At 69.8% G+C, this 21,763-nt stretch carries 15 protein-coding genes; 7 read left to right on the top strand and 8 right to left on the bottom strand.

Annotation, left to right across the window (positions count from 1 at the left end; translation table 11 throughout):
• Window positions 1-124: 124 nt before the first annotated feature.
• The gene (locus tag Q6347_RS02115; protein ID WP_304606546.1) at window positions 125-2,206 is read right to left on the bottom strand and encodes a thioredoxin domain-containing protein; all 2,082 of its coding nucleotides are present in this window, start codon (window positions 2,204-2,206) and stop codon (window positions 125-127) included.
• Window positions 2,207-2,354: 148 nt separating this feature from the next.
• On the opposite strand from Q6347_RS02115, the gene Q6347_RS02110 reads away from it, so the two are divergent.
• Entirely contained in the window at window positions 2,355-3,500 is a 1,146-nt protein-coding gene (locus Q6347_RS02110; protein WP_304606545.1) for a YihY/virulence factor BrkB family protein, read from the top strand.
• Window positions 3,501-3,665: 165 nt separating this feature from the next.
• The gene (locus Q6347_RS02105) at window positions 3,666-4,799 is read left to right on the top strand and encodes an endonuclease/exonuclease/phosphatase family protein (protein WP_304606544.1); all 1,134 of its coding nucleotides are present in this window, start codon (window positions 3,666-3,668) and stop codon (window positions 4,797-4,799) included.
• A 135-nt stretch (window positions 4,800-4,934) separates the two neighbouring features.
• Here Q6347_RS02105 and Q6347_RS02100 read toward each other — a convergent pair whose 3' ends face one another.
• Window positions 4,935-6,107 (bottom strand): GNAT family N-acetyltransferase, encoded by a 1,173-nt coding sequence (locus tag Q6347_RS02100; protein ID WP_304606543.1) that lies wholly within the window; start codon window positions 6,105-6,107, stop codon window positions 4,935-4,937.
• 105 nt (window positions 6,108-6,212) lie between these two features.
• Between Q6347_RS02100 and Q6347_RS02095 the strand changes: the two genes are divergently transcribed.
• The gene (locus Q6347_RS02095; protein WP_304606542.1) at window positions 6,213-6,782 is read left to right on the top strand and encodes a GNAT family N-acetyltransferase; all 570 of its coding nucleotides are present in this window, start codon (window positions 6,213-6,215) and stop codon (window positions 6,780-6,782) included.
• A 56-nt stretch (window positions 6,783-6,838) separates the two neighbouring features.
• A complete protein-coding gene (locus Q6347_RS02090; RefSeq protein ID WP_304606541.1) occupies window positions 6,839-8,065 on the top strand; it encodes an MFS transporter in 1,227 nt (408 codons plus the stop codon).
• 67 nt (window positions 8,066-8,132) lie between these two features.
• Here the strand turns inward: Q6347_RS02090 and Q6347_RS02085 are convergent, their stop codons facing one another.
• The 6 genes from Q6347_RS02085 to Q6347_RS02060 all read right to left on the bottom strand — a co-directional run bounded on the left by Q6347_RS02085 (window position 8,133) and on the right by Q6347_RS02060 (window position 19,086).
• A complete protein-coding gene (locus tag Q6347_RS02085) occupies window positions 8,133-10,571 on the bottom strand; it encodes a DUF262 domain-containing protein (RefSeq protein ID WP_304606540.1) in 2,439 nt (812 codons plus the stop codon).
• Between the two features lie 34 nt (window positions 10,572-10,605).
• Complete coding sequence (locus Q6347_RS02080; RefSeq protein ID WP_304606539.1) at window positions 10,606-12,828, bottom strand: Z1 domain-containing protein; 2,223 nt, start codon at window positions 12,826-12,828, stop codon at window positions 10,606-10,608.
• Complete coding sequence (locus tag Q6347_RS02075) at window positions 12,825-14,402, bottom strand: ATP-binding protein (RefSeq protein WP_304606538.1); 1,578 nt, start codon at window positions 14,400-14,402, stop codon at window positions 12,825-12,827. The genes Q6347_RS02080 and Q6347_RS02075 overlap by 4 nt, the downstream gene beginning before the upstream one ends.
• Before the next feature lie 83 nt (window positions 14,403-14,485).
• On the bottom strand, window positions 14,486-14,884 hold the full coding sequence (locus Q6347_RS02070; RefSeq protein ID WP_304606537.1) for a very short patch repair endonuclease: 399 nt from the start codon (window positions 14,882-14,884) through the stop codon (window positions 14,486-14,488).
• A 68-nt stretch (window positions 14,885-14,952) separates the two neighbouring features.
• Window positions 14,953-16,470 carry a DNA (cytosine-5-)-methyltransferase gene (dcm, locus tag Q6347_RS02065; RefSeq protein ID WP_304606536.1) on the bottom strand — a complete coding sequence of 506 codons (1,518 nt, stop codon included), beginning with the start codon at window positions 16,468-16,470 and terminating at the stop codon, window positions 14,953-14,955.
• 102 nt (window positions 16,471-16,572) lie between these two features.
• Window positions 16,573-19,086 (bottom strand): AAA family ATPase, encoded by a 2,514-nt coding sequence (locus tag Q6347_RS02060; RefSeq protein WP_304606535.1) that lies wholly within the window; start codon window positions 19,084-19,086, stop codon window positions 16,573-16,575.
• A gap of 123 nt (window positions 19,087-19,209) precedes the next feature.
• On the opposite strand from Q6347_RS02060, the gene Q6347_RS02055 reads away from it, so the two are divergent.
• The 3 genes from Q6347_RS02055 to Q6347_RS02045 all read left to right on the top strand — a co-directional run bounded on the left by Q6347_RS02055 (window position 19,210) and on the right by Q6347_RS02045 (window position 21,760).
• Window positions 19,210-19,485 carry a hypothetical protein gene (locus Q6347_RS02055; RefSeq protein ID WP_304606534.1) on the top strand — a complete coding sequence of 92 codons (276 nt, stop codon included), beginning with the start codon at window positions 19,210-19,212 and terminating at the stop codon, window positions 19,483-19,485.
• Window positions 19,486-19,640: 155 nt separating this feature from the next.
• Window positions 19,641-20,756 (top strand): hypothetical protein, encoded by a 1,116-nt coding sequence (locus Q6347_RS02050; protein ID WP_304606533.1) that lies wholly within the window; start codon window positions 19,641-19,643, stop codon window positions 20,754-20,756.
• 11 nt (window positions 20,757-20,767) lie between these two features.
• A complete protein-coding gene (locus Q6347_RS02045) occupies window positions 20,768-21,760 on the top strand; it encodes an HNH endonuclease (protein WP_304606532.1) in 993 nt (330 codons plus the stop codon).
• Window positions 21,761-21,763: the final 3 nt, after the last annotated feature.

Genomic DNA, 21,763 nt, shown 5'->3' with positions numbered 1-21,763 from the left:
ACCCGCGAGGTCGTACCTCCCGTCTCCCGGTCGTACCCGCCGGGTACGACGACGTGACGGGAGGTACGACCTCGCGGCCTGGGGGCGGTGGGGCCGTCGGGATCAGGCGGCGGGGCCGTCCGGGTCAGGCCGGGCGGTCGGGCTGCAGCAGCGCGGTGACCTCCTCCGGGGTCGTCACCGGCCGGTCGCAGACGAACCCGCGGCACACGTAGGCCGCCGGCCCACCGTCCACGAGCGGGCGGTCCGCCAGCAGCGGCACCCCGGACATGTCCGGCATCCCGGGGACGACGACGGCACCCGCGGTGTGCGCACGCCGTGCTGCGTGCAGCAGCCCGGCCGCCCGGCCCGAGTCTCCGTCGTCGTCCACGTGACGTGCGCCGACACCGACGCGCGAGGCGTCGAGCAGCACCCCGCCGTCCCCGCCGGCCCGCGCCCCGACGACGGCGACCTGCCGCGGCCCGTCCGCGAGCGCCTCGGCGGCGGCGAGCACCCCGCCGGCGAACCGCGGCGCCCGCCGGGCGAGGGTGCCGGAGGCCCGCACGGTGGACTCGGCGAGCTCGCGGTAGCGGGTCGACCCGGTCAGCGCGGCAGCGGTGCACAGCGCCTCGGCCATGGCCGACTGCCCGGACGGCTCGGCACCGTCGCTGGGGTCGCGGGGCCGCACGACCAGGCGCTCGGCGTCCGAGCCGACGTCGTAGAACCCGCCGTCCTCGCCCGCGCCGAACAGCTCGATCGCGCTGTCCAGCAGGTGCACCGCCGACTCCAGCCACTGCGCCTCGCCGGTGGCCTGGTGCAGGCACAGCAGCCCGCGCACCAGGTCGCCGTGGTCGGCGGCCACGGCGAGCGCGTCCCCGACGACCCCGCCGCGGGAGGCCCGGTAGAGCCGTCCCTCGACGACGTGCTCGCTGAGCAGGTACGTCGCGCACTTGCGGGCGGCGGCGACCCAGAGCGGCTGGTCCATCATGGCGCCGGCGTCGGCGAGGGTGGCGATCGCGATGCCGTTCCAGGCGGTGACGACCTTGTCGTCCCGGTGCGGCTGCGGGCGCTCCAGGCGGGCGACGCGCAGCCGGGCCCGGACGTCGGCCCACCAGTCGGGGTCGGGGTCGCCCGGCATCTGCAGCGTGGAGGCGCCGTGCTCGAAGGTCCCGTGCTCGGTGACGCCGAGGACCTGCGCGGCGCGGGCGCCGTCGTCGTCCCCGAGCACCTCGCGCAGCTGGGCGGGGGTCCAGACGTAGGTGAGCCCCTCGACGCCGTGCCCGTCGACGACGGTGTCGGCGTCCAGGGAGGAGGCGAAGCCCCGGGACGCCGTGGACAGGTCCCGCAGGATGAACGAGGCGGTCTCGTGGGCGACCCGTTCGGCGAGCTCGGAGCCGGTGGCGCGCCACCACCGGGCGTACACGCCGAGGAGCTGGGCGTTGTCGGCCAGCATCTTCTCGAAGTGCGGCACGACCCAGGCCGCGTCGACGGCGTAGCGGGCGAACCCGCCGCCGAGCTGGTCGTAGACGCCGCCGCGGGCCATCGCCTCGGCCGTGCGCTCGACCATCGCCAGCGCCGCGGGGTTCCCGGTGCGGGCGTGGTGGCGCAGCAGGTGGTCGAGCGTCATCGACGGCGGGAACTTCGGGGCGCCGCCGAACCCGCCGTGCGCGGTGTCCGCCTCGGCGCTCAAGGTCTCGACGGCGGCGGCGAGCTCGGCGTCGTCCAGCGGTGCGGCGGGCATCCCCGACGTGGTCCGCGCGATGGCCTCGGTGACGGCGCCGGCACGTTCGGCGACGGCGTCGCGGGCGTCGGCCCAGGCGTCCCGCACGGCACCGAGCACCTCGAGGAACGGGTCGCGCGGGAAGTAGGTGCCGCAGTGGAACGCCTCGCCGTCGGGGGTGAGGAACGCCGTCATCGGCCAGCCGCCCTGGCCGGTCATGGCGGTGGTGGCCGCCATGTAGACGGCGTCGACGTCGGGGCGCTCCTCGCGGTCGACCTTGATCGGCACGAAGCCCGCGTTGATCACCGCGGCGACCTCGTCGTCCTCGAACGACTCGTGCGCCATGACGTGGCACCAGTGGCAGGCGGCGTAGCCGACGGAGAGCAGGACGGGCACGTCACGACGGCGGGCCTCGGCGAAGGCGGCCTCGCCCCACGGCCACCAGTCGACCGGGTTGTCGGCGTGCTGCCTCAGGTAGGGGGACGTGGCGGAGCGGAGACGTTCGGCCATGCCCCCACGCTACGCGTCGCGCTGCCCGGCGCGTCGAGATCCAGGGATCCACTGCGACCTCTCCGATTGCCGGAACCCCGCGCCGGGCACACGCTTGCCTGGCGATACAGATCATCGACCCGCCCGGCCCGGCACCGAGGAGAGACCCATGGCGAGCGACCAGACGAGCCGACCGCACGAGGACCATCCCGCCAAGCCGGACTCCCCCACCGACCTCACGAAACCGTCGTGGACGTACGTCGCCACGAAGAGCGGCCGGGAGTTCGTCCAGGACCAGTCCCCTGACCTCGCCGCCGCGCTGACGTACTACGCCGTGCTCTCGATCTTCCCCGCACTCATCGCGCTCGTGTCGATCCTGGGCCTCGTCGGTCAGGCGGAGTCCACCACGGACCGGCTCCTCGGCATCATGGAGTCCTTCGTCCCGGCGGACGCCATCGAGCAGCTCCGGCCGTTCGTGGAGAGCCTCACCTCGAACCAGGGCGCCGGTCTCGGACTCGTCCTCGGTCTCGCCGTCGCGCTGTGGACGGCGTCGAACTACGTGAACGCCTTCTCCCGGGCGACCAACCGGATCTACGGGGTGGAGGAGGGCCGGCCGTTCTGGAAGCTGCGCCCGCTGATGTACCTGCTGACCCTGGTCCTTCTCGTGCTCGTCGCCGTCGTCGCTCTCCTCCTGGTCGTCAGCGGCCCGGTCGCCGAGGGCATCGGCGAGGTCGTCGGCCTCGGCTCGACCGCCCTGACGGTGTGGAGCATCGCGAAGTGGCCCGTGCTGCTCCTCGCGTTCGTCGTCATCGTCGCGCTGCTGTACCACTTCACGCCCAACGTCCGGCAGCCGAAGTTCCGCTGGATCAGCGTGGGTGCCTTCATCGCGATCGTCATCGCGATCCTCGCGTCGGTCGGCTTCGGGCTCTACCTGTCCTGGGCAGGGGGTGGCGAGAGCTACCAGGCCACGTACGGCGCGCTGGCCGGCGTCATCATCTTCCTGCTGCTGCTGTGGATCATGAACCTGGCGCTGCTCTTCGGCGCCGAGGTCGACGCCGAGCTCGAGCGGAGCCGTCAGCTCCAGGCGGGCATCCCGGCCGAGAAGGAGATCCGGCTGCCGCTGCGCGACGACGCCGCCATCACGAAGAAGGCGGCGAAGGAGGAGAAGAGCCTCGCCCGCGCCCGCGCCATCCGGGAGTCGTCGGGTCGGACGTCCGACCCGGACGACGCGCCCGGCCCGGACCCCGCGTCCGGCCGCGGGCACGACGACCACCACGACGACGACCGCACCGCGTCACGCAGCGACCTCCGCTGAGGCCGTCGCGGCGCCTGCCGTGCCCCACGCCACGCGTCGCGCCACCCGGTGCATCGAACGAGATCGGCGGAGCGGCTGCGACCGCGGCGGGGGCGGCGCAGAATGGATCGCGCCGAGCCTCTGCCACGCCAGGCAGCGAGCCGGTCTCCCCGAAAGGCGGACGTGATGCGACGGAGCATCCCGACTCATCGGCACCCCCGGGTTCGTGCGCTGCTGGCCGCCGTGGGCGTGGCCCTGCTCGCGGCCGTCCCCCTGGCACCCGCGCAGGCCGCACCAGGCGGGCAGGGCGGCGGGGACGACCTGGTGGTCATGACCCAGAACCTCTACGTGGGGACCAGCCTGGACCCCGCCCTCGACGCGACGACGCCTGAGCAGCTCCTCCAGGCCGTGGCACAGATGTACGCCACGGTGGAGTACACGAACTTCCCGGCGCGCGCCCAGGCCATCGCCGACGAGATCGCGGCGAAGGACCCGGACCTGATCGGCCTCCAGGAGGTCGCCCGCTGGACCACCACCGGGGTCGGTGCCGGGCCTGGGTACGACTTCCTAGCGATCCTCCAGACAGCGCTCGAGGAGCGCGGTCTGGACTACTCCGTCGCCGCGGTGTCGGACAACGCCTCGATCGGGCCGGTCCCCCTCGCGCTCCCCGGCTGCCTGTCGCCCGCGCCCCCGTTCATCACCTGCACGGTGCAGCTGGACGACCGTGACGTGATCCTCGTCAACGACGAGACGCCCGGTCTGCGCTGGGACAACCCCCGCAGCGGCCAGTACGTCGCGCAGGCCGAGCTCGAGTCCCAGGCCGGTCCGCTCACCTTCGACCGGGGCTGGGCCAGCATCGACGGGACCCTGCACAAGAAGCCGTTCCGGTTCGTCACGACCCACCTCGAGATCGCGGCCTTCCCCGACGTCCAGGAGGCGCAGGCGGCCGAGCTCCTGGCCGGCCCGGCGCGCGGGGGGACGGTCATCGCGGCGGGTGACTTCAACTCCGCCGCGGACGGGTCGACCACGACGACCTACGCGCAGCTCACGGCACCGGGACAGCTCCGCGACGCCTGGGACGAGGACGTGCTGGGCGCGGGCTTCACCTGCTGCCAGCGCTCGAACACGCCGCCACTGGCCCCCGGAGCGCTCAACAACCCGGTCTCGACGCTCGACCAGCGGATCGACCTCGTCCTGGGGCGCGGGGCCGCGCGGTCGGACGGGAGCCAGGCCGAGCTCGTCGGGGACTTCCCGTTCCAGGGGGCGCCGCCCTTCTGGCCCTCGGACCACGCAGGAGTCGTGGCGGAGTTCCGGCTCTAGCGACGGGGCTGCGTGGCCGCGGACGCCCGGCCACGTGAGCCCTGCCCGGTCGGCAGTTCGTGCCTGGATCGGCAGCTCAGACTGCCGATCCAGGCACGAACTGCCGACCGACGCGGGTGGCCGCCGCCCGGGTCGTCAGCCGGAGACCGACCGGACGTCGGCGAGGTCGGCCTCGAGGAGCGCCGACCCGCCGGCCGGGCGGAAACCCATCGCGATGTTGATCGCCAGCATGTACGGGTTGTCCTCGTTGTTCCACGTCCAGATGCGCTCGACGCCGGGCCAGCGGGCCGCGTGCTTGCGCAGGTTGACGCACTTGACCAGCAGGCCGAGCCGGTGCCCGCGGTGCTCGGGCATGACGACGGTCGTCTCCTGCTCGGAGTACGCCGGGTGCTGCGGGTCGTGGTCCAGCAGGGTGGCCGCGACGAGCTCGCCGGAGGGCTCGTGCTCGACGCAGGTGGTGACGAACTGGTGGCCCACCGACCGGCCCTGCTCGATCTCGAACCGTAGCCGCTCGGCGTCCCAGTGCTCGGGTTCGAGGTCGAGACCCGGGTTCGGCTCGTCGATGGTGAGGCGTTCGATGAGGGCGGCGTAGCCGGCGAGCCACTCGTCGGGGAGGTCGTCGTGCCAGACGTGCAGCCGGTACTCCGGCCCCGCCGCGGCGCGCGCCTCCGGCTCGAGGCGGGTGACGACGTCGTCGGGCGGGGGCAGGTCGAGCACGGAGCGCCGGGCGATCATCTTCAGGTCCAGGCCGGCGGTGCGGGCGAGGCGCAGGCCGGGCAGGTCGCCCGCGATGCGGCCGTTGCCGGTCGGGGCGACGACGGCGTCCGGGGCGTCGGCGGGCGGCTCGGCGCCGAACTCGACCTCGGCCATGAGGCGGGTGCGGCCCTCGGCGCGGGCCCGGTCGACGACGACGTCCGCCAGCGCGGGGCCGATCCCCCGGCCGCGGTGGTCCGGGTGCACGGCGACGTGCACGAACGCGAGGTCGAGGTTGTCGTGGGTGTCGCAGATGACCAGCCCGTGGCCGAGGACCTGCGGCGCCTCCGGGGTGCCGCCGTCGGACGAGGCGCTGCCGCCGGTGGAGACGTCGTCGGCGGCGAGACCGTCGTCGACCGCGACGACGCGGTGCCGGCGCTGGTACCTCTGGTCGGCCATGGCGGCCCGCAGCGCGTCCGGGGTGGGTGCGCCGTCGGGGAGGCCGCGGTCGGCGAGCGCGACCCGGCGCTCGACCTCCGCGATCCCGCGGTAGGCCCAGGAGTCCGGATGGTCGAGGGAGTCCACGTGCGGGGCCTCGACGATGCGCCAGTGCATGACTCCACCATGACCGGACGGTGGCGATCACGCCAAGGAATTTCGCGCTCCACCAGTCACGACACATCGGGTGAGTGCCGCCCGCGCGGGTTAGGGTTCCTCACCGTGACCGAGCCGACCTCTCCCCCGCGAGCCGTCCTGCCTGTGCGGACGAGCCGCCTCGTGCTGCGCACGTACCGGGAGGACGACGTCGAGCCGATGCTCGCGTACTACAGCGACCCGGAGGTCGCGCGGTTCCTGCTCGAGGAGCCGTGGACGCGCGAGGAGGCCGAGGTCAACGTGGCGCGGCGGATGCTGCGCACCGGCGTCGACGGGCCGGGGTCGGCGCTGGCTCTCGTGGTCGAGCACGAGGGCACCGTCGTCGGCGACATCGCCCTGTGGACGACGGGGGACACGGCCTCGCGCGGCGAGGTCGGGTGGGCGTTCAACCCCCGGTACACCGGCCAGGGGTACGCCACCGAGGCGCTGCGGTCCCTGCTGGGGATCGCGTTCGACCGATACCGGATGCACCGGGTGGTGGCCCAGCTCGACGCCCGCAACACCGCCTCGGCGAAGCTCTGCGAGCGCGTCGGGATGCAGCGCGAGGGGTTCCTGCGCGCGGACTGGTGGTCGAAGGGCGAGTGGACCGACACCCTGGTCTACGGGATGCTCGACACCGACTGGCAGCGTCCCTGATCTCTCCCTGCTGAGGTGATCGGCGGTGCGCGCCGCCCGCCCGTAGAATCGATTCGATGACTACTGCCGGGCCCGCCGTCGACCCCCGCCGCGCCACGATCATCCTGCTGGCGATGGCGTCCTCGACGTTCCTGTTCGTCACCGTCGAACAGCTCCCGGCGGGCCTGCTCACCCTCATGGCGCCGGACCTGGACCGCACGACGTCCGCGATCGGTCTGCTCGTGACGGTCTACGCGCTGGTCGTGCTCGTCTCCTCGGTGCCGCTGGCGCACGTGACCCGGCACCTGCAGCGCCGCTGGGTGCTGGCCGCCTGCGCCGGCGTCGCCGCTCTGGCGACCCTGTGGGCCGCGCTGACGCCCTCGTACGAGCAGCTCCTCGCAGCGCGCGTGGTCACCGCGCTCGCCCAGGCCCTGTTCTGGGTCGCCGTCGTGCCCGCCACGGCCGGGCTGTTCCCGCCCGGTGTGCGGGGCAAGGCGATGGCTCGGCTGGCGGTCGGCAACTCGCTGGGGCCGGTGCTCGGGGTCCCGGCCGGGACGTGGCTCGGCGAGGCGACGTCGTGGCGGTGGTCCTTCGCCGCCGTCGCGCTGTTCTCCGCGCTCATCATGGTCGTGGTCATCGTGCTGTTCCCGTCGGTGTCCCCGCGGGCCGGCGGGGCGAGCGAGGCACCGTTCCCCTCGATGCGCCGGTACGTGTCCGTCATGGTCGTCACCGTGCTCGCCGTGACCGGGTCGTTCGGCGTCATCACGTTCGTGACCCAGTTCCTCATCGACGTCGCCGGGTTCACGCAGTCCGACCTGCCGGGACTGCTCCTGCTGCAGGGCGGCGCCGGGGTGGTGGGCGCGCTGATCATCGGACGAGTCCTCGACCGGTGGCCCGTCGGGGCGCTCCTCGTCGGCCTGGGCGTGCTCGTCGTGGCGCTGCTCGGGCTGTGGGCGTTCGGGACCACGCCCGCGGCCGCGGTGGCCTTCCTGGCGCTGTTCGGCTGCTCGTTCTCCACCGTGCCTCCCGTGCTGGCGCACCGCGTGCTGCTCGTGTCACCGCGCGGGACGAACATGGGCCAGGCGATCTCCTCGTCCCTGTTCAACCTCGGGATCGCCGGCGGGTCCGGGCTCGGCGCGCTGCTCGTGGCGCTCGTCGACGTGCGGTCCGTGCCGCTGGTGGGCGTGGGGATCGTGGTGCTGGCGCTCGTCGTGGCGCTGGTCGAGGAGCGGACGAACCCGCCGCTCGGGTCGCTCGTGGAGCACGAGGTCGGCGAGGCGCTGGGCGATGGCGGGCGGGGTTGACCTCAACACCTCAGCACCGCTACTCACGCAGCGTCGAGAGCCGCCACATGGGGGAGGCACGTGACGTCTACTGCCCCGCCTCGTCGAGCCCCTCGGCGATCTTGGTGAAGAGCTCGGCCGCGGCGGCATCCATCCAGTACTCAGCCGGCTCACCCTCGATGTAGCGCACCGGGAAGTGGTGGCCGAACTCTGCAGACTTGCGCCAGGTCCACGAGAGACGACCACCCACGGCCGTCGGCTTCACCCCCAGCAGCTTGGAGAGCTCGGGCATCGTGATCGTCTCCGGCGCGGCGTCCGCGACCGCTCGCACCACGGACCGCGCACCGTCCGGCAAGACGTCCCACAACGCACGAGCGTCGTCCGAGTCGTCCGGCCCCCACCACTCCAGCGCCTGCGACGCCTCAGGGGGGGAGCCGTCCTTGTACTGGGCGCGGACATCGCTCAGTCGGCGCCCGTCCTCGAGGCCCCAGAACGTCCATCCGTTCGTGGATCCGCCGCGGACGTGCCGACCTGCAGAGGAGGGCGAGCTGAACTGCAGGTCGCCAATCTGGACCATCCCTCTGTCCGTCACGTACGCCTCGGAGTCCGCATAAGCACCCGCCCGCGGCACCAACCGCGTCCCCGGGGCGAGGAGACCAGCGCCGACAAGGTCCTTGATCTCCACCCAGGTGTTGACCGAGGCCCGCGTCGCGCTCACCGTCCCCTCGTGTCCGGGGGGAACCGGCCAGACCTCGAGCAGGATGTCGATCAGCCGGTCGGTCCGGGCATCGATGCTTGCCTCGTCCCAGCCCTCCGCTGACACCGCCCGGACCTCTCGGTTGAGGAGCAGGACGTCATACTTCTCGAGCCGCGCCCGCTTGCCGTCGGCGCCGAGCCATGGCCCGTTGGACACCGAGGAGTTCAGAGCGCTCGTCAGGAGAGTGAGGTTGCCGAGCCTGTGCACGTGGTCGGCACGCTCCAGCTCAGCATCCAGACCATCGACGGGCCAGCTCGACTGCCACTTCTGTGGCATCAAGTGCTCGATCGGATATCCCCGCCTCGGCACCTGTCCATAGTCATAGCTCGCTCGGAGCCGGTCTTCGACCGCCTCGAGGAACATCCGGAGTCGGCCACGAGGGAACTTGGTGTAGGCGCGCATGGTGGGTAGCTGGCGGCGCACCTCGAGGTCTCCTGGCCAGTAGGTCGAGGCCGCTGTGAAACGCGCCAGATGATCCGTCACGGCTGGCACCAGCGCTTCAGCATGCGTCGAACGGTGGACGCGGATCAGCTCGGCGACCACGCGCCCTTGGTCTGCCGACTGCAGTCGCAGCAGCTGGCGACGCATCAGCCAGCTCTCCATCACCCCGACGACCCTGTCGATCACGTCCTGTGGGATCTCACGTTCCGGTTCGTGCAGCCAGAGCAGAACCGGCTTGAGCACCTCAGTGCCCGTCGCCTTCATCCGGTAGACGCACATCTCGACAGGAGCGAGAGTTCGTTCCTGTTCGTCCGCGGTCCGTGTCCACCCCTCGTAGATGTCAGCCTGCACTCGGATGACCTCGAGAAGGTCCGCCATCTTCTGGGTGGACTCGTGCTCCACGAAGTGCTTGAAACGCGAGAAGGTCTGCTTCGGACTCACCTCTTCGCCGGTGCGCGACCCGAGCCATTGGTTCAGGAACAAGGAGCTACGGCTCAGCGTGAGTCGACCGACGCTCACGTCGGCCTCCCAGAAAGACCGGTCGAACGGCCATACCTCGAGATACACCTTGTGCGTGTCGGCGCCTTCGGCGTCGAGCCGCTGGAAGACGAAGTTCTTGATGAGGTCTGCTGCCGTGAGCGGGGTTCCTCGGGCATTGAGCGTCTCGAATATCTCCTGCGAGTTCTCGCTCGCCAAGAGATCGATGACGACGAGCTGCAAGCCCTGCTCTAGCACCTCCTCGAGTGCACCCGCACGGCCTTCGTGCTCGGCCCCTCCGGGATCGCCCAGCCACTCCGCGACCGCACCCATGAAGTACTCGTGCGCGCGGACGATCCGTGACGCCGAGCTCTTCAGCGCCGCGTGGTCGACAGGAGGTTCCGCGCGCATGACCTCGTCGAAAGCGCCTCGGTCCTTGTTGGTGTGCTTGATCTTGAGCCGGTCCGACTCCTCCGGCGCATAGATCTCGTCGTTGTGGGTGAGTGCCTCGAGACGCCGCGCAAGCTTGTCGTGTCCGGCCTCCTCGAGGACCGCTCCGGTCGCATCCATCAGGATCTGGAGGGTCGTCAACCGCTGCTGCCCGTCGATGACGTTCTTGACGGCGACCGCGCCGTGAGGCGCCTCCTGGGCCTGGAGCACCACTGCACCCAGGAAGTGCGTCCCCTGACTACCAGGCATCGCGAGACGCAGCTCCGCCATGCGGCGCACGTCCTGCCACAACGGCTGCCACTGCTCTCGCTCGTCCCAGACGTAGGGGCGCTGGAAGAGCGGAACCACGAGGTGCTGCGGCAGTGCGAAGACCCGCATGGGGTTGAGGACGTCGGTGTGCATCTGCTGTCGTTCTCCTTGCGTCGTGGCCGTGTCGTCAGCCCTGGAGCAGGACTCTGCTGGTGAGCCCGTCCGGGAGGTGGATCGCGACAGCGGTCGCGGCCAACGGATCGCCTGAGGGCACCTCCAGCTCCAGCTCATGGATCTGGAGGGTGATCGTCCGGTCACTCACGAAGGCACGGTCACCCGGGTACACGCTGCCGTCTGCAGGGTCGGCACCCTGCATCAGGTTGCTGATCGCGAGGCTGTCGACATCGTCAACGCGCATGGGGTCCCCGGCGGCAGCGACCAGCAGGCGGCGACTCTCCGCGTCTGGGCCGCGACGACGTCGCTGACCGGGGTTCATGAAGACGACCTCGACCGGGGTTGACCCGGCGCGCGCTTCCTGCAGCGCGAGCATCACGGCGTAGATGCGGTCCTTGTCCACCTCTGCCGCCGCCCACCCCGCGAGGACCGGGGCGACGTCGTCCCAGCTGGCACGGCAGACCATGTTCCGCGGAGCGGCGCCGGTCCGCAGGTCGCGTGCGTCCGGCTCGGCGCGGTCGAGAAGGGACCTGAGGACATCTTCACCTTCCGTGTCCGGGCCGGCCCCTCCGTACAGGCGGTCCTGGACCAGCGCCCACCCGGGACGGACCGGGTGGCTCGTGAGCTCGAGCCGGATCACTGCTCGACGGGTGGGATTGAGGTCCGGGTCGAGCAGCATCGAGCGGCGCCACGCGCGGAGGGGGAGGCCTTCCCGGTCGAGGCGCTCGAGCTCCTGCCGCATCACACGGTCGTGCTCCGAGTACCTCTTGTAGACCTCGGTGGTCCCAGGGTTGAGCCACGCGCGGAGCAGGTCGAGGTAGCGGCGCTTGTACCCGAAGAACCGTCCGCGCTGCTGAACTGTGTCGGCGTTGCCCACGCCGGGTCCGCGCGGCATGTAGGTGACAGCCAGGTTCTCGACGGTGAAGCCTCGGTCGAGCTTGTTGCCGCCGATCACGATCCAGCCAGGTCGGCTCTTCCAGTCGCTCGCGGCGACCTCGCGACCATCTTCGCTGTTGACCGTCACCACGTTGACCTGCCGGAGGTAGACCTCCAGGTCGTCGATCAGATCGTCGAGCGTGACCTGCTCTCCGCGGACCTTGACCCCACCGCTCGATGCGAGGTCTTCGTAGGGAGCCGCAAACATCTCCGCCGTGGTCTCAGCGAGCAGATCAGGGTCGTCCGACTCGAAGACGGTGACCAGCCGATAGATCACACTCTTCGTCCAGCGCTCGTACGCGCGGTGCAGGTCGGTGGTCGACGACGGATGGATGAGCATGCTCAACGGGCGTGGGGTACGCCTCCGCTGAGCCACGAGCAGTGCCAGCAGATACGTCGCCAGCGCATCAAGCAACGACGACGGCGGCTCGACCCCGTCGGGGTCGAGGGCATCGTCCTTGTCACCGATGGGACGGACGAAGCCCTCCGGCCGATCCTCGAAGAGGACTTGTCCCCCGACGTAGTCCTCACCGGCCTCGAGGAGGCTGACGGTCCTCGGCGAGAGCGAGTCCTCGAGCGCGATGAGGAGGGGGGCCTGCGGCGTCGCCGTGTACAGCACGTATGTGTGATTCGTCGATGCCTCCCGCAAGCGCCGGATCGCCCGATACGTCGAGCTCTCGCGCCCCTCCTTGGCGATGTTCAGTCCAGCCTGGTCACCCTCGTCATCGACGAAGAGCACGGGGACGTCGCCGACCTGAGCCGTGACCGCTTCCATGAACTCCCGGGTGTGGCGGAGCGCGGCGTGGTTCTTCAGGGCTACCGCGACGGTGGCGACGCGACCACGGGCGCGACGCCGGCTCTGCCACCGCTCGAGCAGCCGGACGACGTCCTCGGCATCGTTCGCCGTCGGCCCGTTCAGAGCGTTCCAGGTCGCCAGCCCGCCATCACCGTCCATCCCGAGGTCGCGCCACAGGCGGTCGTAGGTCTGGTCGCGCAGATTCTTCTTCGTCCCGGCGAGGACGACGACCAGGGGGAATCCGTTGTCGCAGCCCGCGGCTATCAAGGACGTGAACGACAGGGTCTTGCCGCTCTGCACCTCTCCGACGACCAGCTCTGCTTCCTGCCCCGGGGATCCCCAGGTGGGGGGACGGCACCTCGACAGGACACGGAGAGTCTCGGCACGGACCTTCTCCACCGCGCCATCAGGAAGGCCACTGCGCTCGAGCGTCTTCTCCAGCTCGTCCCCGATCGCAGGTGTCCACTGACCGTCGGGGTCCGGAGTGCACTCTGTCGCAGTCATACGCCCACGTCCGTTCGTTCCGCCAAGGGCCCCGCCAGGAGCCGGTTGAGGGCGGCCACGAAGAAGCGTGGCTCCTTCACGCCGCTCCGCTGCGCATGGATCTGCGCGAGCGCGACGGCGACGCCCAGCCGGAGGATCGGTTCGAGGTCCATCCCGGGGAGGTAGGCGAAGGACTCGGTGAAACGGTGCGCTCTGTTGAGCGAGATGACCCAGTCATCGCCTGATCGCTCGACCCGGAGCCACCGCCGCGCGTCCGTCGGCTCGTCGACGACACGGATCACCAGGTTGTCTCCCTGGACCTGCAGCTCCGTCTCGCTGGTCTCGACCCGCTGCTCCACCGGAGGCGACGCATGCTCGGAGCTCCCCCCAGACCGATCATCGTCATCATGCTCGAAGCCCGTCCCGTGACCGTCGTGGTCGAAGGGGACCTCCCGCTCGGACCGTGCGACCACGTGAGCGACGCTCTCCACCACGCTGCGAACCGTCGACTGCACCGAGCGGTTTCGCTCCGTGGCGCGATAGTTGTCAGCCTGACGGAGCAGCGGGAGCGGCTCGGCGTCTGCCCGCTCCTTGAGCTCGCCCAGGAAGGCTTCCTCGTCCTCTCCGTCCCAGACGAGGGCATCCTTCGTGTGGGTGACCTTGATCTCGGACACGTCGAACTCGCCCACGAGCCGCTGAGCACGGAAGGTGTTGCCCTGTCCGAAGATCTCGGGCGGCTTGAAGGCGTCCGCAGGGTCCTGAGCCATCGCTCCGGCACCCTGGACGACCTTGCCGCGGTAGAGGAGAGCGAACCCCGCCTTCGACGTCGAGCCCTTGGCCAGCAGGCCGGCCCATCCGCTCACCCGCCTCCCGGACGGAAGCACGACGTCCATCTCCTTGCGCCACTCGACGGCCGGCGAACCCGGGTCGCTCCACCGGGGGGTCGTCAGCAGCGGCGGCCGTTCAGGCCGCAGCCTCTCGCCGCCGACGACGAGATGGATGTCCTCGTCCTCGAGGAACGTCCGATAGATGCTCCGGAGGTAGGCGCGGATCTTTCCGAGGGTTCGACCGCTCGGCGGGCTCTGGTTCAGCCGAGTGAGAATGAGCTGCGTGCCGTGGTCCCCGGCGGGGGCCGGCCTCTCGACGACCGGGAGCGTGTCCGCCTCGCTATCGACGATCCGTGGCACGTCGAAGGTCACGGTCCGCCGGACGGGCTCTCCGAGCGCTGTGCTCGTGACGACGAAGTGCTGCGCGTACCAGCACGCGGCGCTCTTCATGCCGATGCCGAACTGCGAGAGGCCACTGGAGTCAGCGGGCGGCGCGGCTGGCGTGAACGCGCGGTCCACGTCCGCCGTCGCGATCCCTGCTGCATTGTCGATCACTACGATGGCGCCGCGGTCCCGGTCGATGTCGACGTCGATCTTCAGCACCGGCGGGCGGCCGTCGTACGCCGCTCGGAGAGCCTCATGGTTGCTTCGCCACGACTGCAGCGCATTGTCGACGAACTCGCCGATGGCGTACCAGGGCTTGTAGCTCATCGAGGGAAACAGGGCGAGCATGCCGACACCAGGCCGGACGACGACGTTATGGGCCATGAATCCCCTTTCAGCACCTCGACCTACCTTAGGTGCCCCAGACCACCATCCTCGCTGACGTGGTCCAGGCGGACTGGGTGAAATCACCGCAAGCGCATCGCGCTCCGGAGCCCGTCCGGACGGACGGCGGCCTCGACCTTGTCTGCCGCAACAGCCACGGACTCGTGCTCCCAGATCCGCACGACCCGCCAGCCAGACTCGTCCAGCAGCCGGTCCGTGTCACGGTCACGGTCCATGTTCGCCGCGAGCTTCGTCCGCCACCACTCTGCGTTGGACCGGGGAGCGTTGCCGTGCTCGGGGCAGCCGTGCCAGAAGCAGCCGTCGACGAAGACGGCGACGCGAGCCCGAGTGAAAGCGACGTCGATCGTCCGCCGCCGCTGACCCGGGACGGGGAAGCCGACGCGGTAGCGGAGCCCGCGGGCGTGCAGCTCGCGCCGGAGGGCCATCTCCGGCGCGGTGTCACGGCGCCGAGCCGTGCTCATCCGCCGCGAGACAGCGCCCGAGGTTGCCCCTGGGTGGGCGGGGACGTGCTGAGGCCGCGGTGGCGAGCTCACGCCGCGTCGGACTCCTCTGCAGAGTGGATGTCGAGCGTCCCCTGGCTAGGCGCTCGCGGCACTTCCGCCGTCTCCAGACCGGCGGCGGTTCGAGCCTTCTCCATCAAGGGCCTCAACGACTCATCGAGCCCCTTGTCGGCGAAGTGGCTGAGGAACTGCGCGAGGGCGAAGCGCACCGCTCCGACGTGGACGGCATTCCCGAACTGCTTGTACGACTCCCCGTCACCCTGCTTCACCTTCACCATGGCGTCGGCCACTCGCTCGGGAAAGGCCTGCAGACGACCCACTTCGCGCGGGGTCAGTCGGCGCTTCCACGGCCCGTAGACCGGCGTCTGGTTGATCGCGACAAGAGCAGGCGTGTAGGTCGCGGGACGTACCCGGATACCGGAGGGCCGGAACTGGATCAGGCAGTCGTAGACGGACGTCTTCAAGCCTGCCTGCCACTCGAACTTGGTCCGGCTCAGACCTGTGAACTTGTCTGGGTCCGGCTGCACCTCGACCCGCTCCAGTGCGTCGCCGTTGTTCGAGAAGAAGACCTGGTTCTTCTTGAGGAAGTCGAGCTTCCAGGTGAGGTCTCTGGCCCGAGCATCGGCTTCCTGAGCCTTTCGCCAATCTTCGTCCAGAGTCTTGTACCAGATCGGATGGCCAGGCATCCAACGGCCGCTCCGGGGAGGGACTCCCTCGGCTTCCTCGGCTTCCTTGATGATCTGCGTGAGCAAGGCCTCCCACCACACGAGCGCCTTTTGCTCCTCACCTTTCAGGCCGTACCCGTCGGACTCACCGACCGAGCGGTCGAGGATCGTCCTCCCGCCGATCGCCGGGAGCTTGAGCTCGTGAAGGTTCCACAGATCGGGATCCCACGGCGAGTATCTGAAGCCCTGGAACGGGATAGCGCCGTCAGAGACGAGGTCACGGCGGATCGCCATGATGTAGATGCGTTCACGCACCTGCGGCGTACCGCCGTGCTGGGGGGCCATGCGGTGCGGGCTGACGACCGTCGGGTCGCCAGCGACGACATAGCCGTACTGCTTGAGTCCAGCGATGATCGTGGCGAACGTCGTCTTTCGGTGCTTCGGACCGGCGAGGTTCTTCACGTTCTCGAGGAATACGACCTTCGGGCGTCGTGCCCGCACGATCCGCAAGATGTCGTGAAAGAGCGTTCCCCGGGTGGCGTCCAGGATGCCGTCCTGCTTGCCTGACTTGCTGAAGGCCTGGCACGGGAAGCCGGCCGTCAGCACGTCATGGTCTGGGATGTCCGGGAGGTCCCTCTCGGGCCCCTCCGGGAGCGACTCCTCCGCCTCTGACCCGACGTGATCACGGATGTTCCTCGAGTACGACGGCTTGCCTTCGTACTCGGGAACGCCCCACGCCTGCGTGTAGACGCGCCATGCGGGGCCGTTCATCTCGCTGGCGTAGACGCAGCGACCACCGAGAGGCTCGAGCGCGGCATGGAACCCACCGATGCCGGCGAAGAGATCGATGAACGTGAACGACGCACCAGACTCGGTGGGCATGGGACTCCTTGCTTCGTCTGCGGCTCGGTGCACCGCGGGTTCCTTCTCCGGCCAGCTTAGCCCGACGTCTCGGGCGGTCGGCGGAGCTGCTCGGCGAGCCACTCAGCCCAGCAGCACTGTGGCGCGTCGCAGCACGGCAGTGTAGAGGCTAGGAGCCACCGTTCCCTCAAGTCGCTCCACGACGTCGGTCGCCTCACGCTCCACGACCCTGGCCTGCCGCTCGGTGAGCTCCCGGCTCGGACGGCCCTCCGCCCCGAGGAGGCCTGCAGCACGGGACAGCACCTCCGCCACGAGAGCCGGCGCGACGAGCTCGGCGAGCGCCTGGACGATGTCCTGCGCCTCGTCATCGACGATCGCCCGTTGTCTCGGCGTGAGGTCGGAAGAAGCCGAAGGCGCCGGAGCGTCAGCGGTGCTCCCCCGAGCCGGCTCGTCCTTCGTGGGTTCCGCCACGACGAGCTCAGAGTCGTCCTCCGCCGCGTCAGGTTCCGCACCGGACGCGACGGTGACGCCCTGCCGAGCGTCACTCTCGTCGACCGGACCTGCCCCTCGGCCCTCGCCCGCAGGAGAGATACCCAGCTCGGCCGGGACATGGCCGACGGGATAGATCAGGTCGAGATAGGCCGTCGTGCGCGTCAGGGCGACGAACAACATCCGCAGACCCTGCGGACCCGCGTCCACGATCCCCTGCGGGTCCACGACGATGACGGAGTCGAACTCCAGACCCTTCGACGCGACCGGACTGACGAGGTTGATGGAGCTGCTCAGCCCGCCCTCGTCAGCGTCCTGCCAGCTGATGCCACGCCGGCGCATCGTAGCCTCCACGTCCCCGCGGATCCCGTCCGGGCAGATCACGCCGACGAAGCGACCCCGTGACGAGTGCTCCTGCACCACGTCCGCCACGCGCATGGCGACGTCGTCAGGATCCTCGACCTCGAGCAGCTGCGGACCGGGCTGGACGTCCCGGACAACCTTCGGCACGGGCAGTCCCGGCGCCGCATGGGGCAGGAGGCGCGCGGCGAGATCCATCACCGAACGCGGCACCCGATATCCGATGTCGAGGTGCTCCACCTGCTTCGGCAGCCGGGTCTCGACGAGCTCGAAGATCTCGTCCCACCCGTCGCGCGCCCAGTGGCCCGTCGACTGCGCGATGTCGCCGACCATCGTCATGGCTCCGTCGCGGGACCGCCTGGCGACCGCGCGCACCTGCATCGGCGAGAGGTCCTGGGCCTCGTCCACCACGATGTGGGCATACGTCACAGGACTCGTCGCCCCCATCTGCGCTGCGACCTCGTCCAGCACCACCAGGTCCTCCCTAGACCACTGCTGGTCGGCGATCCGCGACCCGGTCGACCGCTGGAGTAGCGCGACCTCCTCCGCGGAGAGATCACCGCCGGCCGCCGCGATCAGCCGGGGATAGGAACCGTAGAGGCCGGAGAGGAACGCCCTCGGCGAGATGGTCGGCCAGATCTTCGTGACAGTGGATTCGATCTCGGAGCCGTCGACCCGCATCGCGAGGTCGCCTCGGACCGAGAGCCTCGCAGAAGTCGCGGCCTCTCGGGCCCGGGCGACGACCAGATTCTTCAGCAGCTCGCGGAACCGTGCCCGACCAGCGGCGAACCCGCCGTCGAGCGCACGGTCGATCGCCTGTGACAGCTCGGCCCGATCGATCGTCACCGGGCCGACGCCGGAGACGGAGAACGACGCCCCACTCTCAGGAGCTCGTACGCGGTCTCGGAGCGCTCTTTCGATGAAGCCGACCATGCGGACCTCACCCTTGAGCCGCGCCGATTCCGGCACGTCCTTGCGGTCCGGTCGCGTCTCGCCAAGCATCTGCACCAGATCGGTGACGCGGACCTGGTCGTCCCCCAGCTCTGGCATCACCCGGCCGATGTAGCGGGCGAACGTCGCGTTGGGCCCCACGACGAGCACGTCGTCTGGCGTCAGCGCTTGTTTCTGGAAGAGGATCACGCTCAGTCGGTGCAGCGCGACAGCAGTCTTGCCCGTACCGGGGCCTCCCTGGATCACCAGCATCCGGTCCGGGTCGGACCCGATGAGCGCCGCTTGGGCGGCCTGGATCGTCTCGACGATCTGCCGCATCTCCGGTTCACGGGATGTCCCGAGGACTTGCTGCAGCATCTCGTCGGCCTGGGCGGCGACGACATCGTTGTCCTCGAGCTCGGCGACCCTCTCGGCCAGCTCGGCGAGGACCTGGTCGGCGAAGGACTCGATGACGTTGGTGGGACGGCTGGCGAAGTTCCGGAGGCGCGCGACACCGCGCGCGTCATCAACGGTCGCTCCCCGCAGCTCCAGAGCGAGAGGGGCCTTCCAGGAGACGACATAGAGCTCACCATCGTCGTTCACCGCAGCATTCCCGACGTAGAGGCACTCGCCGTCCTGGGTGTCGACGCGCAAGAAAGCCGCCGGGTCGGAGGGCTTGCCGAGCGTCTCGTCGTCGTCCGCGTTCTTCTTCATCCGAGAACGGGACTTGGTATCGGCGGCGGCGCCGTAGGAGCTGCCTCTGGCCTGGCGTTTGCGCTCGCGGATCTCGTAGACATCGTCGAAGAAGAGCTGCTCGACCTCGAGCGTCGCTTCGGCGTCGGGGATGGTCAGGGCCACGTTTTCCTCCGTCGGACTCGCACCACGTGGGAGGAGGATATGTCCAGCCTGAGACACTCCCTTCCCACTGCTCTCGGGTACCAGTAGATTGCGGGCCATCCGCTGAGCCCGAGGAGACCGTCGTTGAAGAAGGAACAGATCGTCGCAGAGATCGCGCTCGCGATCGGCGTCGATGCACCGCCCATGTCCTCGGGGTCCACCGAACCCCGAGCGATCTTCGACCTGGTCAACGACCGGCTCGGGCTCGGGCTGGAGGGGACGACCAAGCAAGGGCTCGCACGAGGGATCGTCGAGATCGTCGGCGGGACATGGACGACGGCCTATGAGTCGCGAGGGGCCACAGTGACGAAGGACGGTCTGCTGGCAGTGCGAGACGCGGTGCGAACACTCACGGCATGAGCCTCGTCGGGTGAAATCTTCGGCAGGCGCCGAAAAACGGACATCTCATCACAGGCCGGGATGTACGGTCTGACCGAGTTCGATGCCGACACCTGTGGTTCGGCACAAGCACCACCGTGGAGCCGCCAGACATGTCCCTCGATGTTCAGACAGCCATGGCTGGCAACACCACCCACGTGGCGCTCGACTCCCTGCGGCTCGACGAGCGCAACCCGCGACTGCCCGAAGAGCTGCACGGCTCCCCACAGCTCGCGCTCGCCAAGCACCTCGCGGCGGTCGCCGATGCGTTGCAGATCGCCGAGTCGATCGTCGACAACGGTTTCTTCGGCACCGAGCACATCGTCGTCACGCCCGACCCGCAGGACCCGGACGCCTTCGTCGTCCTCGAGGGCAACCGACGCGTGACGGCACTGCTCGGTCTCTCGTCAGCCGAGGTCCGCGCTGAGTTCGACCAGCCGGCCCGATGGCACGCGATCGGACCCGAGAGCGGGATCAGCCCGACATCCCTGGTGCCCGCGGTCGTCGTGCCGAACAGGGAGGAAGCGGCACCGATGATCGGCTTTCGCCACTTCACGGGCATCAAGAAGTGGGGCCCTTTCGAGCAGGCACGCTACGTCAAGTACCTCGTCGAGGAAGAGGGCATGACGATCCGCGCCGCGGCCAAGGCCATGGGGTCGAGCAGCGTCAAGGTGGGCAACGCCTATCGGAACCACGAGATCCTCGAACAGGCCAAGTCGCTGCCAGGTGTCTCAGCGGATCTCCTCGCCCGCGCGCGCAAGGACTTCTCCCTCATCACCGTCGCGATGGCGAACGGTGCTCTGCGGGAGCACGTCGGGGCACCGCTGGCCTCCCAGATCCAGGTCGGACAGCCTCCTGTGCCCGCTGACCGGGCAGACGAGCTCGCAGAGCTGATGGGGTGGATCTACGGCGCCGACGAGAGCACGCCCCGTGTCGTCACGGAGTCACGCGAGATCGGCGCACTCGCCGAGGTTGTCGCCGACCCCGCAGGACGGAACGCGCTGCGGGAGAACAAGGACCTCGGGCGCGCCAAGCAGGCGATGCACGACGCAAGAGACGCCAAGAATGGTGACGAGGTGCTCGCCGTGGGTCGTCAGATCACCTCGTCGGTCAAGATCCTCGGGTCGCTGGAGTCGCGCCTACGGGCGATGCCCGACGCCGATCGTGCACAGGTCCGCAACGAGGCGCACCAGCTGCTCGAGCTGGCCCAGCGCATCAGCGGCATCGTCGAGCACTCGGTCCAGCAACGCTGACGGGGGCAGTCATGAGCTTCACCGAGGCGGACTACCTGGATCTCAGGCATTCCCAGGCGATGAACCAGTGGCGCGGGATCCTGTCCAGGTCCTGGCCCGTCAACGGGCGGCGCCAAGTCGCGTTCGTCCCCGTCGAGACGCTCCTGTGTCTGGCCGCGATGTTCGTCGTCGAGCACTCGCGCTATGGCAGCGGCAGCGCGCACCGCGCACCTGAGCCGGTCCAAGCGCTCTCCAGGCTGTTCAAGCGGCCCGCGACCAGCGTCATCGCGAAGATGAACAACCTGGACGGCTCCCGGTCTCACGGTGCGCGTCATGACCTGCGGGTGGGGTCCGTCCTCCGGACCGACCTCGAGGCAATGGCCGACATCTACCGGACGATCCTCTCAGCGGGACGCTCCGTCGGTGTCGACAGCTCCGCGCTGCCGGATTTCTTGGGCCTGGAGGCTGCCGGCGACCTCGTGCTGCTCGGCCAGGAGGAGCTCGAGCCCAGCGCTGTGGAATCGGTCATCGAGCGCGAGATCCAGCGGTGGCTCGTCGACGGCGTGGAGGAGCGGGAGACCGAGCGGACGATGATGGCCTCGCTCCGGGTCGGCCAGCACCGGTTTGCGCGCGGGGTGCTGGCGTCGTGGTCGCACGAGTGCGCGTTCTGCGGGTTCTCCTTGGGCGACCAGAGCGGCCCGAGCCTCCTGCGGGCGAGCCACATCAAGCCCTGGCGGGATTCCGACCCTCGAGAACGCCTGGACATCCGCAACGGGTTTGCAGCCTGCGCGGCCCACGACGCAGCGTTCGACGCGGGCCTGCTGACAGTCTCAGACGCGCTCGAAGTTCGGATCTCGGCCCGACTGGCCGCGGCGATCGAGACCAACGAGGCAGCGCGCACCTACTTCACCGAGCCCCACCTCAGGCGCCACGTGGCAGCTCCCGACGCGAGTGCCGGCCCATCAAAGATCTACCTCACGTGGCACCAGTCCCGAGTCTTCGAGTCGACGTCGCGCGGGGCCTGAGCC

It is taken from the genome of Isoptericola sp. b408 (genome assembly GCF_030588085.1).
Classification (GTDB): Bacteria; Actinomycetota; Actinomycetes; order Actinomycetales; family Cellulomonadaceae; genus Isoptericola; species Isoptericola sediminis.
This window is presented reverse-complemented; position numbering and strand designations above follow the sequence as displayed.

What these genes read in the sequence shown, in the direction of transcription:
- Q6347_RS02115 (WP_304606546.1), bottom strand. Translation starts at nt 2,206, where the DNA reads ATGGCCGAACGTCTCCGCTCCGCCACGTCCCCCTACCTGAGGCAGCAC.
- Q6347_RS02110 (WP_304606545.1), top strand. Translation starts at nt 2,355, where the DNA reads ATGGCGAGCGACCAGACGAGCCGACCGCACGAGGACCATCCCGCCAAG.
- Q6347_RS02105 (WP_304606544.1), top strand. Translation starts at nt 3,666, where the DNA reads ATGCGACGGAGCATCCCGACTCATCGGCACCCCCGGGTTCGTGCGCTG.
- Q6347_RS02100 (WP_304606543.1), bottom strand. Translation starts at nt 6,107, where the DNA reads ATGCACTGGCGCATCGTCGAGGCCCCGCACGTGGACTCCCTCGACCAT.
- Q6347_RS02090 (WP_304606541.1), top strand. Translation starts at nt 6,839, where the DNA reads ATGACTACTGCCGGGCCCGCCGTCGACCCCCGCCGCGCCACGATCATC.
- Q6347_RS02085 (WP_304606540.1), bottom strand. Translation starts at nt 10,571, where the DNA reads ATGCACACCGACGTCCTCAACCCCATGCGGGTCTTCGCACTGCCGCAG.
- Q6347_RS02080 (WP_304606539.1), bottom strand. Translation starts at nt 12,828, where the DNA reads ATGACTGCGACAGAGTGCACTCCGGACCCCGACGGTCAGTGGACACCT.
- Q6347_RS02075 (WP_304606538.1), bottom strand. Translation starts at nt 14,402, where the DNA reads ATGGCCCATAACGTCGTCGTCCGGCCTGGTGTCGGCATGCTCGCCCTG.
- Q6347_RS02070 (WP_304606537.1), bottom strand. Translation starts at nt 14,884, where the DNA reads ATGAGCACGGCTCGGCGCCGTGACACCGCGCCGGAGATGGCCCTCCGG.
- dcm (WP_304606536.1), bottom strand. Translation starts at nt 16,470, where the DNA reads ATGCCCACCGAGTCTGGTGCGTCGTTCACGTTCATCGATCTCTTCGCC.
- Q6347_RS02050 (WP_304606533.1), top strand. Translation starts at nt 19,641, where the DNA reads ATGGCTGGCAACACCACCCACGTGGCGCTCGACTCCCTGCGGCTCGAC.
- Q6347_RS02045 (WP_304606532.1), top strand. Translation starts at nt 20,768, where the DNA reads ATGAGCTTCACCGAGGCGGACTACCTGGATCTCAGGCATTCCCAGGCG.